Genomic DNA, 12,839 nt, shown 5'->3' on the forward strand with positions numbered 1-12,839 from the left:
TGGTGCGGATTCAACCAGCCGGTGTGATCGCGCAAGCGGTCGGGGCCGGGAGGGTTCGATGTCGACCGGCGGGGAGGTGGTCCGTCGGGGGGGCCGCGGGGCGCGGAGCGCGCGCATCGCGGCGATCGTGGCGCTCGCGCTCGCGGGCGTCTTCGCGGCGATGACGCGCCTCTCCATCGCGGGGCACTGGTACGGGCTGTACCTGCTCCGCGGGAAGGAGGGGCCGACCTTCGAGATCAAGGACGACCTGCTCCTCGGGGACGGGTCGCGGCTCGTCGCCGGCGTTCCGCTCTCGCCCCTCCGCCGCCTCTTCACCGCGCGCGCCGCCGGGCCGGAGGCGCCGCGGCTCGAGCTCCAGTGGGACGAGCGCGAGGGAAGCGGGATCATCCGCAATCACCTCGCGGACGGCACCGAGCTCGTGACGCTGTTCTCGCGCTTCCAGGACAGCGAGGGCGCGACGCCGCACGGCCTCTTCGTGGGCGGCGCGCTCCCGGACATCGCGGCGGATCCCGGCGCGCAGAACGAGAGCGGGATGACGCACCACGACGCCCGGGGGTGGACGCACATCTGGTGCAACGTGAACGAGGCGATCTGGCTCCTGCCGGACGAGACGCCGATCTACCCGTCGTACTGGAGGTTCCTCGGGAGCCGCGTCCTCGTTCGCGACGGGCAGCGGGTCGTCCTCGAGAGCTCGCACGAGCTGGAGCGCCGCGGCGCGCGGCTGCGGATGGACCGCTTCGCCTACTTCCGCGCGGGGCGCCCGTTCTTCAAGCTCGGCATCCGGGTGGTGAACCTCGGCGACCTCCCCGCCACCTACACCTACGCGTACGGCGACGAGCCGTGGGTCGGCGAGTTCGGCTCCGCGGAGGGGAACCTGGGCTGGGTCGCGGGCGGGATCGTCACGGAGGAGTCGCAGGTGGACGCCCGCGTGAACCGCTGGGCGGGCATCGTCGACTCCAAGACGGGCGCCGCGGACTTCATCGCGTGGGTCGGGGACGATCAGCCGGACCTCGTCTTCTTCGCGAACCAGCCCGGGCTGCAGCGCCCGGGCGTGCCGCTCGCCAGCAACGAGGTGTTCATCGGCCTCGAGTGGCACGGCCGCGCGCTGGCGCCCGGAGAGGAGCGCGCGATGCTCCTCTCCATCGGGATGGCCGACCGGGACCCGCGCACCGGACGGCCGGCGCTGCCCGAGGGCGGTGGGCCCTAGGCCCGAGCGGGCACGCTGGCCGCGTGCCCCTACGCCTGCAGCGGCGCGAACGGCCGGACCATCCGCGCGACGAACGGCAGGTCCGGGTGCAGCTCCGCCTTCGCGCCCTGCACCGCCCGCCGGAGCGTCTCGTCGTCCGGCACGATCTCCAGGGGCGACAGCACGCGCTGGAAGGACCGGTGGTGGTGCGCGAAGGGCCGGCTCCGGGCGACGTTCTTGGCCGCGAGCTGCTCCAGCCCGAACCACAGCGGGTGCGCGAGCTTCGGCCCGAAGCCCTCGAGCGCGAGCACGAACGCGTTGCGCGTGCCGACGGCGCCGCGCTGCACCGCGGCCCACGCGGCGCGTGCCGGGAGGTTGTCGACCAGGCCGCCGTCGCAGAGCCGCGCCACGTCGTGGCGCTCGAGGACCGCGGCGAGCAGCCGGTGCATCCGCTCGTCGTCGCGGAGCACGTCGTAGTGGATTACGCCGGGGAGGGCCGAGGAGAACCCGACGGCGTCGATCGCGTCGAAGGCGCGCGTCTCCGGATCCTCGCCGAGGTAGATCCGGGCGAACCGATCGCCCTGCGCGAGGAGCTCGGTCAGCGCCTGGAGCACGTCCGACACCACGCGCGAGAGGACGCCGGGCCGGGGCGCGCGCCCGTGCTCGTCGAGGAGGTGCTCGTACGCCGCCGGGTCCCGGGGCAGCGCGCCCGCGCGGATCCCGGTCACCGCCACCACGAGCGGGATGGGGAGCTGGCCGAGCGTGAGCGGATGGCCGTCGGGGCCCTTCAGGAAGTCGCCGATCGCGGCGCGCAGGTACAGGCGCATCGCCGCGGGCACGCCGTAGCGCGCCTCGGTCTGCAGGAAGCGGAAGATGCTCCGGAACGAGAGCTGGCGGAGCGCCGCGTCCACGTCCTCGGCGTGCCAGCGGAGCCGCCGCGCGCGGAAGAGGAGCAGCACGGAGCCCATGCTCGTGCCGGCGAGCAGGCGCGGGACGAGCCCGTACTGGTCGAGCAGCGCGAACGCCCCGAGGTAGGACCAGGCGACGCCGCCCCCGCCGCCGCAGACGAGGACGAGCGCCTTCTCGCAGACCTCGCGATCGAGCGCGTCGGGCGAGAGGCGCCCCGCCGAGGCCAGGACGGCGCGGTCGCGAAAGGCGCGGGCGTGGAGCGAGAGATCCGCGACCAGGCCGACGACGCGGGCCCGATCGGGGCCGCCCGGCGCGAGGAGGGCGGGGACCAGCCGCTCGCGGACGTCGGCGCGGAAGGGCGCGAGGGCCGGCGCGAGATCGACGTCGGCGCCGTCCGGCGCGCGGACGCGCTCGAGGCGGGCGAGGTTGAGCGCGTACCGGAGCGCCGCCTCGTCGGGCTCGGAGAGCCACGCCGCGGTGCTCACCACGGAGCGGACCAGGGCGGCCTCGGCCTCCTCGAACGGACGGGCGGCGTCGCGGAGCGCGTCGATGGGGTCGCCGGAGGGCACGAGGCGGCCATTCTAGACGACGGCGCGGCGCGCGCGAGGTGGGGAGCCGGCGCACCAGGCCGATCTACGCCGCCTCGAGCACCCGGACCGGAAGCACCATCGTGTTGAGCCCCGCGAACTGGAGCCGCCGCTGCAGCACGTAGCCGGTCTCGTTGTGGAGGAGGCGCTGGAACCAGCGCTCCTCCTTGAAGACGAGCTTTCCGGCGAAGAAGACGGCGCGCGGGAACTCGCGCCCGACCTCGAGGCAGAGGCGCTCCGCCTCGGCGACCGCCTCCGTCCCCACCGACATCCGCCAGTCCGCCGCGAGCCCGAGCCGCCGCGCGAGGTCCACGTACCGGCGGAGCGACTCCTCCGTCCGGCGGCGGATCTCCTCGACCTCCTCGACGCCCTTCATCGTGGCGGAGTCGATGACGCCCACCGACACGAAGAGGAAGTTCTGGAAGAACCCCGGGAAGAGCCGCTGCACCGTGAGCAGCGCGTGGATGCCGAGCCCGGCGTAGCCGCCGACCAGCATCACCGCCGTCGGGCGGCGGGGATCGAGCGGTCCGTGCTCGGCGACCGGGTGCGCGGGGAGGGCGTTCATGATCTCGTCCAGGCGCCGGAGGTTTCCCTGGACGGTGCGGTAGTGCTGGCGGATGGCGAAGCAGAGCGCGACCAGGAGGCTCGTCACGACGATGGTGACCCAGCCGCCCTGCCGGCCCTTCTCCCAGACGACGCCGAGGAGGATCCCCGCGCAGAGCACGAACGCGAGCCCGTGGATCGCGAAGCCGCCGGCGCGGCCCGGCCGCCGGTGCCGGCGCCAGTACCGGAGCATCGCCGCCTGCGACAGCGAGAAGGTCACGAAGACGTTGATGGAGTACATCGTGACGAGGTGGGTGATGTCGCCGCGGGTGAGGACCAGCGTCGCGAGCGACGCGCCGCCCATGAGGAGCACCCCGTCCTGGGTGACGAGGCGCTCCGACAGCGCCGCGAACCGGCGGGGCAGCCACGAGTCGGTCGCCATGTTCGCCATCACCCGCGGGCCGTCGAGGAAGCCGGCCTGGGCGGCGACGAAGAGGAGCGCCGCCTCGATGGCGAGCGTCCCCACGACGAACCCGCGCCCGATGGCGACGCCGCCGGGGGAGAACCCCCCGGCGAACCGCTCGAGGAGGACGGCGTTCATCGTCTTCCCCTCCTGCGGCACGGCGCGGAAGAGGAGGTACGCGAGGAGGATCCCGCCCGCGGTGATGGACAGCGAGACCGCCATGTACGTCATCGTCCGGCGGGCGGTCGCGACCTTGGGCTCGCGCATGATCTGGAGGCCGTTCGAGACCGCCTCGATCCCGGTGTACGTGCCGGCGCCCATCGAGTACGCGAGGAGGAAGATCCCGAAGACCTTCGCGAGCCCCTCGGTCGACACCGCGGTCCGGTACTCCGAGTGGATCTGCGACGCCACCGCCGGGACGTCGCCGAGGTGCGATCCGATCGCCCCGAAGATCAGGATCGCGTGGGTCACGAGGAAGAGGCCGAAGATCGGCGCGAGCACGGTGACCGACTCGCGGACGCCGCGCAGGTTCAGCACCACGAGGAGCCCGATCGCGAGCGCCTCCGCGGGGACCTTGTACGGCGCGGCGGCCGGCGGGAGGAAGCTCCACACGGCGTCGCCGCCCGCGGCGGTCGAGACGGAGATGGTGAGCACGTAGTCGACGAGGAGCGCTGCGCCGGAGACGACGCCCACGCTCGGCCCGAGGAGCCTCGTCGCGACGACGTAGCCGCCGCCGCCGAAAGGGAACCGCGCGATGATCTGCGAGTAGGCGAGGGAGATGACGAGCACCGTCACCGCGGTGGCGGCCGCGAGCGCCAGCGCGAGGAAGTGGTGCGTCCCGATGGCGCGGTACGCCTCGTCGGGGCCGTACGCGGACGAGGACAGCCCGTCCGCGCCCAGGCCGACCCAGGCGAGGAGGGCGACGAGCGAGATCGCGTGGTACGTCCGGGGGTCCCGGAGGTCGCGCGGCGCGCCGAGGAGGCGCTTCCGCAGGGATCCGCGGCGCCCGCGCGGGTCGATCCGCCCCGGCTCTGCCCGGACGTCCTCCACCGGGAAGCACTAGCGCGGCCCCTCCGGCGCCGCTCCCCTCGCGAGGGGTTCACCCCGCCCGCGCGGTCCGTCAGCGGACGACCGCGTCGAAGGCCGACCGGACGGCGGCGGTGACGCGCGCGTACTCGCCGAGGAACCGCTCGCCCGGCTCCGGTCCGTAGTAGCCGAGCCGGCGCGCGAGCTGGTGCATCGCGGGGCCGCGCTCCGGCAGGTGGTCGATCGCGTAGTCGTGGACGATCCGCAGCCGCAGCTCCACGCGGCGCAGGAAGTCGTAGCCCTTCGCGAGGGCCTCGTGGTCCGCCTCGCGGAGGAGGCCCGCCGCGCGCAGCCTCCCGAGCGCCTCGGGCGTCGAGCCGGTGCGGATCGAGGGGTGATCGTGGCCGTGGGCGAGCTGGAGGAACTGGGCCGCGAACTCGACGTCCACGAGCCCGCCGCGCCCGGTCTTCGGGTTCTTCCCGCGCGACGACTCGCGCGCGAGCTCCGTCTCCATCCTCTCGCGCATCCGCCGGATCTCGGCGGCGAGCGCGGCCCGGTCCTCGCGCAGCCCGTACACGACCGGCACGATGACGCGCGCGCGGATCTCCTCGAACAGCGCCGCGTCGCCCGCGACGTGCCGCGCGCGGAGCAGCGCCTGGCGCTCCCAGAGCTGGCTCCGCACGTGACCCATCGCGCCGTCGCGCCCCTCGCCGCCCGGGAGCGCGTCGCCGACGTGGTACCGCGTGAACCCATCGGTGCCGATGACCAGCGCCCCCTGGTTCCCGGAGGGCCGCAGCCGCGTGTCGATCTGGTACAGGCGTCCCTCGCGGAGCGGCATCTGCAGGAAGGACATCAGGCGCTGCGCGAGGCGCGCGTAGCGCTCGTACCCGGGGACGTTCGCCCCGCCGGGATAGAGGAAGATGAGGTCGAGATCGGAGTGGTAGCCGAGCTCGCGACCGCCGAGCTTCCCCATCCCGATGACGCACAGGCGGCCCGCCGGGAGGACGCCCTTCGCGCTCGCCTCGGTCTCCGCGAGCGCGAGGCACGCCTCGAGGCTCACCTCGGCGAGGTCGGTGAGCTGCCCCGACACGGCGGGCAGGTCGAGCGTCCCGGCGATGTCGTGGATCGCGATGCGGAGGACCTCCTCGTTCTTGTAGCGCCGGAGCTCGCCGAGGCGGAGCTCCAGGACCTCGTCGAGCGGGAGGTCGTCCTCCGGCACCGTCGCGAGCCGCTCCTCCACCTCCCGGCGGAAGGTCTCCCGGTCCTTCGCGAGCCGCACCTGGTCCTCGCGGAGGAGGATGTCGATGAGCTCCGGGTGGCGGAGGAAGCGCTTCGAGAGGAAGTCGGAGGTCCCGAACAGCGAGAGCATGAGCCGGGCGACGCGCCGCCGGTCGCCGAGCATCCGGAAGTAGGGCTCGGGGTTGCGGAGCGCGGCGGCGAAGTCGGCGAGGTGCGAGAGCGCCTGGTCCGGATCCGGCGTGCCGAGCACGTCGGAGAGGAGCGCGACGGCGGCGGCCGGATCGCCGAGGCGCGAGAACGGCGTCCGGCGCCGCGCCATGGCGTCGAGCGCGGCGATGGCGCGGTCGGGATCCGCGAAGCCGCGCCGCACCGCGATCTCCGCGCGGCGCTGGGGCTCCACGTCGGCCTCGGCGAGGAGCGCGAGCTCGGGGTCGAGCTTCACCTCCTCCTTGCCCGTGCCGAGGAGGCCGGCGAACAGCCCGGCCACGCGCTCGCGGTGCGCCACGAGGACGGCCTCGAACGCCTCCTCCGAGGCGTACCCCATCGACCGCGCGAGGCCGAGGCGCTCGCCGGGCGCGGGGAGGCGGTGCGTCTGCGCGCCCTCCACCATCTGGACGCGGTGCTCGGCGCGGCGGAGGAAGAGGTACGCGTCCGCGAGCTCGTCGCGGTCCTTCGCCGGCACGATGCCCGCGAACAGCAGCCGCTCGAGCGCGGGAAGCACCGCGCGCTCGCGCAGCGCGCGCCCCTCGTCACGGCCGCCGTGCAGGAGCTGCAGCGCGGACACGAAGAACTCGGCCTCGCGGATGCCGCCCTTCCCGAGCTTCAGGTCGTCCTTGCCCTCGCCGCCGGCGCGCGCGTCGATGCGCGCCTTCATCGCCTGGATCTCCTCGATGACGCCCAGGTCGAGGCTGCGCCGCCACACGAACGACTCGAGGCTCCGCAGGAGCGCGTCGCCGACCTCGAGGTCCCCCGCGCCGGGCCGCGCCTTCACGAGCGCGTTCCGCTCCCACGACCGCCCGAACGACTGGTAGTAGAGCTCGGCGGCCCGGACGCTGTTCACGATGGGGCCGTTCTGGCCGTCGGGGCGGAGGTTCAGGTCCACGCGGAACACGAAGCCGTCCTCGGTCGGCTTCGCGATCGCCTCCGTGACGTGCTCCGCGAGCTTCGCGTAGTACGCGAAGTGGGTGACCGCCTTCTCTCCGGTGGTCTGGCCGTCGCGGTCGTACACGTAGATGAGGTCGATGTCCGACGAGAAGTTCAGCTCGCGGGCGCCGAGCTTCCCCATGGCGAGGGCGCAGAAGCCGGCGCCCGGCTCGCGGTCGGCGAGCCCCGCCGGCGGTCCGTGCCGGGCCCGGAGCCGCCGGTCGTGGAACCGGATCGCCGCGTCGAGGCAAGCGGTCGCGAGCGCCGAGAGCTCGCCCGTGACCTCCTTCACGCGGGCCCGCCGGAGATCGCGGAGCGCGATGCGGACCACCTCGCGGGCGCGCACCTGCCGGAGGAGCCGGTGGAACCCCGCGACGTCGTCCGCCGCGACGCGCCGCGCGGCGCGGTCGAGGACGCGGCGGAGCTCCGCCTCGGCGCGGGGCCTGAGCAGCCAGGGGGAGCGCGCCGCGCGGCGGAGGAGGTGCGGGGTCCGCGCGAGCAGCGCGGGGATCATCGACGACGCGCCGGCGAGCAGCGCCAGGGCCTCGAGGAGATCGGGCTCCTCCGGCACCGCGCCGGCCCCGTCGACGAACCGCTCCACGCCGGCGAGGGCGAGGTCGGGATCCGGCGCGAGGCGGCACGCCGCGACGATGGCGTCCACCCGGGCGGGGAAGCGCTTGCCGAGCCGGGCGAGGCGCTCGGCGGTCGCGGGATCGCGGGGCTCGGCGGGCGGCAGGCCGGGGATCGCGTGGGAGGTGAGCACGGGGCGTCATCATAGCGCCGCGAACGCGGCCGCGGCGCCGCCGCCGCTTCAGCGCGCGCCGGCCCGCGGGAGGAGCCGCCGGACGCGCCGGGGCAGCCGCTCGATCACGGCGCCGGACATCCGCGCCTCGTGCCGGATCCAGAGGACGGCTCCGCCGGCGAGGGCGGCCGCGACCGCCGCGAAGACGACCGGCAGCGCCGCGGGCTCGAGCGTCGCGTCGGCGATCCGCCCCGCCGCGCCGGCGAGCCCGATCGCGCCCGCGATGGCGAACGCCCGGCGCCGGACGAGGAGCGCGGCGGCGAGCAGCCAGAGCTGCACCGTGACGTACAGCACGAGCGACGTCCGGCTCGCCGACTGCGCCGTGGTGAGGCCTCCCCAGAACGAGACGAGGCCGGCGACGTAGAGCCAGCCGGCGTGGTCGCGCCGCGTGCGCCCGTCCAGGCCGAAGCCGGTTCCGAGCACGGCGAGCCCGAGCAGCGTCGAGAGGAGGGCGTGCTGCGTCCACGTCGGGGAGGGGCCGAAGATCGCGGGCGCCGCGTCCATCGCCGCGAACCAGGCGATGGCGGCGAGTGCCGCCGCGAGCACCGGGTAGCGGAGGATCCGCAGCGCCACCACCGTCGCGGCTGCGGCGGCGGCGAGGGGGGGAAGCCGATGCCCGAGGAGCCAGTCGCCCAGATCGTCCGGGGGCGGCGAGGTCACGGCCCAGCCGATCCAGTGCTCGCCGCAGTGCACCGCGAAGGGCACGAGGGCGAGTCCGGCGGCGAGCAGCGCCGCGCTCGCGCCGGGCGCGCGCCGCCGGAGCGTGCCTGCGCCGGCGAGGGCGGCGGCGGCGGCCAGCGCCGACGTGCCGAAGGCGGCCGCCGCGCCGCCGAACCGCTCCCATGTCGAGAGGGCGACCGCCGCGGCGGGCGCGGCGGCGAGCATGCCCGCCGCGAGGAGGAGCACCTCGCGGGCGGTCGACGACGGCGCGACGGGAACGGGATCCGGCGCGGGTGGAGCGGCGCTGAGCGCGCGCCAGAGCTCGTCGGCCTGGGCCGGCGTGACGACGCCCTGCCGGGCGACGGCGAGCAGATCCTCCTGGCGGAGCTCCATTCCCGCGACCTCGTTCGGCCCCCGCCAGCCGGGCAGTCTAGAAGCTCGGCGCGGCGCGCTCAAGGCGTGCGGCGGGGACGACTGCCGGCGGGGATGGGCGGGGCGGGGACGCGGGGACGCGGGGACGCGGGGACGCGGGGACGCGGGGACGCGGGGACGCGGGGGCGGGCGGGCGGAAGGCCGGGGCCCCCCGTCTACACCGTTCGCCCTGAGCGTAGCGCGGCCGCGCGGAGTCGAAGGGCGCCGTGGAGGCGAGGCGCTCAGTCCTCGCCCGCGTCGTCGCCCGCGGCGGGCGCGACGCCGCGGCCGGCGCGGGACAGGCCGTGCTGCTTGATCTTCTTGTGGAGGTTCGTCCGCTCGACGCCCAGGGCCTGCGCCGCCTGGGTGATGTTCCAGTCGTGCTCCTCGAGCTTCTTCAGGATGTAGTCGCGCTCGACGAGGTCGCGGAGCTCCTTGAGCGGCACCTCCCCGTACCGGGAGAGGTCGGCGGCGCCGGTGCCGGCCGGCGCCGGCGCGGCCCGGGGCCCCACGCCCTCGGGCACGTCGGCGGCGGTGATCCGCTCGCCGCTCATGATCACCATGCGCTCGCAGACGTTCCGGAGCTCGCGGACGTTTCCCGGCCACCGGTACACGGCGAGCCGCGGGTACACGTCCGGATCGACCGGCTTCGGGCGCATGCCGTTCTCGCGCACCGCGAGCTGGAAGAACCGCTCGGCGAGGAGCGGGACGTCCTCGAGCCGCTCGCGCAGCGCGGGGGCGCGGAGCGGGACCACGTTCAGGCGGAAGAAGAGGTCCTCCCGGAAGGTGCCCTCGCGCACCTCGGCCTCGAGGTCCTTGTTCGTCGCGGCCACGACGCGCACGTCGACGGTGAACGCCTTCTCGCTGCCGACCCGGACGATCTCGCCGGTCTGCAGCGCGCGGAGGACCTTCGCCTGGGCGGAGAGGCTCATGTCGCCGATCTCGTCCAGGAACAGCGTGCCGCCGTGCGCGACCTCGAACTGCCCGCGGCGCCGGGCGCCTGCGCCGGAGAAGCTGCCCTTCTCGTGCCCGAAGAGCTCGGACTCGATGAGCTCGCCCGGGATCGCGGCGCAGTTCACCTTCACGAACGGACCGGCGGCGCGCTTCGACTGCCGGTGGATCTCCGCGGCGATGAGCTCCTTCCCGGTCCCGGACTCGCCGGTGACGAGGACGCGGCCGCTCGTGGGCGCCACCTTCGCGATGTCCTCGCGGAGCTTCGCCATCGCCGGGCTCTCGCCGAGCATCTCGTCCGCGAACCGGCGCTCGCGCGCCCCGAGGTCCTTCACCTTCTCCTCGAGGCTCCGGCGCGCGAGCGCGTTCCGGACCGAGACGAGCACGCGATCGCGGTCGACCGGCTTCGAGAAGAAGTCGGTCGCGCCGCGCTTCACGGCGTCCACGACGTCGCTCGTGTCGGCGTGCCCGGAGATCATGATCACCGGGAGGTCGCGCCACAGCTCGCGCGCCTTCGAGAGGAGGGTCAGGCCGTCCATCCCGGGCAGCCGGATGTCGAAGATGCAGAGGTCGATGGGCTCGGCCTCCAGCAGCTTCAGGCCGTCCTCGGCGCTCTCGGCCTCGGTGACCTCGTAGCCCTCCGGCTCGAGCACCATGCGGAGCGAGCGGCGGATGTTCTTCTCGTCGTCGACGACGAGGATGGTCGGCTTGCTCGGGTCCATGCGGGGCCGAGTATAGGCGGTCGGGAGAGCGGGCGCCCGCGTCGACGTGTCAGCTTTCCGATCCCGGCCGGTCTCTCCCACGGACGGAGCGACGGACGGACCCGATCGCCCCCGCCCAGCGAACACACTCACGAAACGGTTCCCGCCCGGAGCGGAGACCAAGGAGAGATCATGAACGGAAGGAACGAGAAGACCATCCTCGGCGACGAGGAGCTGAGCGCGGTTTCCGGCGGACGGTTCAAGCGGCAGGGCAAGATCCCGGGATACGTCGCGCCGACGGTCCTGTTCGACGACGGGATGAACATCCTGACCACCGATCCCAGCACCAGCAACATCGCCTACGACTCGCCCTTCACGCCGATCCCCGCTCCGGCGTAGTGGACTCACCCTTCGATCCGTCCAGCTCTCGGGGACGGATCGGCGGCACGCGCGGACGCGCGAGAGCGTCCTGAACCCCTCCCTCTCCCCCGCGCCAAGGCGCGGGGGAGAGGGCCGGGTGACGGGGCCCGCGCGGCGTCATCGCCTGGGGAAAGGGCCGGGGTGAGGGGCGGCCGCAGGACGGTCCCGCTCGAACGCGTCGGTCCCGTTCGCGTTCCCCCTCGCCTTGCGGTCGCGTTCGCAGATCCCTTCGCCTTCGCGCCCAATTGCCTTCGCCGTCGGCATCTCCCGCGGAGCGTTCCGGGCCCGGCGCCGCGCCCGCGGTGAGGCCCCCTCGTCCGTGCTCGCCGCGGACTCGCGACCGGGCGCCGTATGTCGATCGGGCGCCGAAGCGCGCGGGGCCGCGGCACGCCCGGACGCGCCACGCTCGCGCCCGGGGACGTCCCGTGCGTCGCGCGAGGCGATCGTCTCCGTAGGGCGCTCGCGTGTCACGTCGCGTGCACCGCGGCTTGCGTACTGTCGATCGGTTCCGTACGCAGCGACGCGGCTGCGCGCGGGCGAGGGGGCCTCCCCGACTGTATGGCGCGGCGCCTCCCGGCGACCGGGGCCACCGTCCGCCGGGAGCGGCGGCGCGCCCGGGAGCATCTGGCCCTCCCGCGCGCCTCCGAAGATCGTCCCTCTCCCCGGCGCGAAGCGCCAGAAGACCTCCCTCTCCCCCGCGCGGCCTCATCGCGTGGGGGAGAGGGCCGGGGTGAGGGGGCGCCCGTCCGACCGCGACGCGTGCCTTCCCGGTACGCCGCCCCATCGGCGACTAGGGCGTCACGAACGCTCTCCACTCCGCAGCGTTCGCCGGGGTCCTTACCGCAGCATTCCGATGACGTCGACCGCGATGACCGAGGCGATGAGCCCGAGGATCACCCAGCCGACCGTGATGAGGAGCCACCCCTTCCACTCGCCCTTGAACACGGCCTACGTCCCCGCCCACGATCGCCCGAGATACCCCTCCACTCCGCCGCCCCCCGGCGTGAGCACGGTCTCCACGTACGCGTCGCGCTCCGCCGCAATGACCTGCAGGTCCCACACGCAGAACGACTCGTCGCGCGCCGGCCGCCAGCCGCCGTGCTCGTCGCAGACGATGATCCGGACCGGCAGCTCGTTCTCCCGGTCCCACCAGGCGACGACCACGAAGTCCATGTCGCGGCCCTGGTGCTCGACGAGGAACCCGACGCCGGGCCGCTCCGCCGTCACCGCCGGCTCGGGCACCGCCGAGAGCGCGAGCCCCCGGCCCGCCCGGAAGCGCGCCTCCGCGAACGTCTCGCCGGGGAGCCAGATCGAGTAGCGCTTCAGCCGGTAGCCGAGGTGCTCGACGACGCCGCGGTACGCGACCGGGCGCGGGGCGTAGGGACGGGTGACGCGGAACGGCATGTGCGGGGTGTACCGCGGCGCGGGCCGGCGGACCGAGGATTTCCTCCCTCCTACCCCGGAACCTCGACGAAGTCGTAGGGCCCCGTGGCCTGCACGAGCAGGTAACGCGCCGGCGCGGAGCCCCGGTTGACGACGCGGTGGACACGTCCTGCGGGGATCCGCTGGCGCTGACCCGGAGCCAGCGTGACGGTCTCGTCCGGCTCCCGCAGGCCCACCTCGATCCCCTCGTCCAGGGAGAAGACGTCATCGGTGACGGCCGTGTGGAGATGCCAGGGCGAGCCCTGGCCGGGCGCGAGGGTGTTCACCCGCACCGCCACCGTGTCGGTCCTGGCGATCCACTCCGTGTCGGCCGCGAACGGCGGAGGTGATGTCATGGCTCCCACCTGTTCCGCTC

General features: G+C 74.4%; 9 protein-coding genes. 2 read left to right on the forward strand and 7 right to left on the reverse strand.

Annotation, left to right across the window (positions count from 1 at the left end; all coding sequences use genetic code 11):
• Positions 1–58 precede the first annotated feature (58 nt).
• Complete coding sequence (locus AMOR_RS19170) at positions 59–1,207, forward strand: hypothetical protein (protein ID WP_248353315.1); 1,149 nt, start codon at positions 59–61, stop codon at positions 1,205–1,207.
• Between the two features lie 29 nt (positions 1,208–1,236).
• On the opposite strand, the gene AMOR_RS19175 is transcribed toward AMOR_RS19170, so the two are convergent.
• From AMOR_RS19175 to AMOR_RS19195, 5 genes are all read right to left on the reverse strand, one after another.
• Positions 1,237–2,664 carry a patatin-like phospholipase family protein gene (locus tag AMOR_RS19175; protein ID WP_248353317.1) on the reverse strand — a complete coding sequence of 476 codons (1,428 nt, stop codon included), beginning with the start codon at positions 2,662–2,664 and terminating at the stop codon, positions 1,237–1,239.
• Between the two features lie 64 nt (positions 2,665–2,728).
• On the reverse strand, positions 2,729–4,738 hold the full coding sequence (locus AMOR_RS19180) for an APC family permease (protein WP_248353319.1): 2,010 nt from the start codon (positions 4,736–4,738) through the stop codon (positions 2,729–2,731).
• 70 nt (positions 4,739–4,808) lie between these two features.
• Positions 4,809–7,859: a bifunctional [glutamate--ammonia ligase]-adenylyl-L-tyrosine phosphorylase/[glutamate--ammonia-ligase] adenylyltransferase gene (gene glnE / locus AMOR_RS19185; RefSeq protein ID WP_248353320.1), complete on the reverse strand. Its 3,051-nt coding sequence runs from the start codon at positions 7,857–7,859 to the stop codon at positions 4,809–4,811.
• Positions 7,860–7,907: 48 nt separating this feature from the next.
• Positions 7,908–8,951, reverse strand: coding sequence for a hypothetical protein (locus tag AMOR_RS19190; protein ID WP_248353321.1), 1,044 nt, complete (start codon positions 8,949–8,951; stop codon positions 7,908–7,910).
• A 260-nt stretch (positions 8,952–9,211) separates the two neighbouring features.
• On the reverse strand, positions 9,212–10,642 hold the full coding sequence (locus AMOR_RS19195) for a sigma-54-dependent transcriptional regulator (RefSeq protein ID WP_248353322.1): 1,431 nt from the start codon (positions 10,640–10,642) through the stop codon (positions 9,212–9,214).
• Positions 10,643–10,813: 171 nt separating this feature from the next.
• On the opposite strand from AMOR_RS19195, the gene AMOR_RS19200 reads away from it, so the two are divergent.
• Positions 10,814–11,020 (forward strand): hypothetical protein, encoded by a 207-nt coding sequence (locus tag AMOR_RS19200; RefSeq protein ID WP_248353323.1) that lies wholly within the window; start codon positions 10,814–10,816, stop codon positions 11,018–11,020.
• Positions 11,021–11,989: 969 nt separating this feature from the next.
• Here AMOR_RS19200 and AMOR_RS19205 read toward each other — a convergent pair.
• Both AMOR_RS19205 and AMOR_RS19210 read right to left on the reverse strand, forming a co-directional pair.
• Positions 11,990–12,445: a hypothetical protein gene (locus tag AMOR_RS19205; RefSeq protein ID WP_248353325.1), complete on the reverse strand. Its 456-nt coding sequence runs from the start codon at positions 12,443–12,445 to the stop codon at positions 11,990–11,992.
• A gap of 50 nt (positions 12,446–12,495) precedes the next feature.
• Positions 12,496–12,819 (reverse strand): cupin domain-containing protein, encoded by a 324-nt coding sequence (locus tag AMOR_RS19210; RefSeq protein ID WP_248353326.1) that lies wholly within the window; start codon positions 12,817–12,819, stop codon positions 12,496–12,498.
• Between the last annotated feature and the right edge of the window lie 20 nt (positions 12,820–12,839).

Source organism: Anaeromyxobacter oryzae, assembly GCF_023169945.1.
GTDB classification, from domain to species: domain Bacteria; phylum Myxococcota; class Myxococcia; order Myxococcales; family Anaeromyxobacteraceae; genus Anaeromyxobacter; species Anaeromyxobacter oryzae.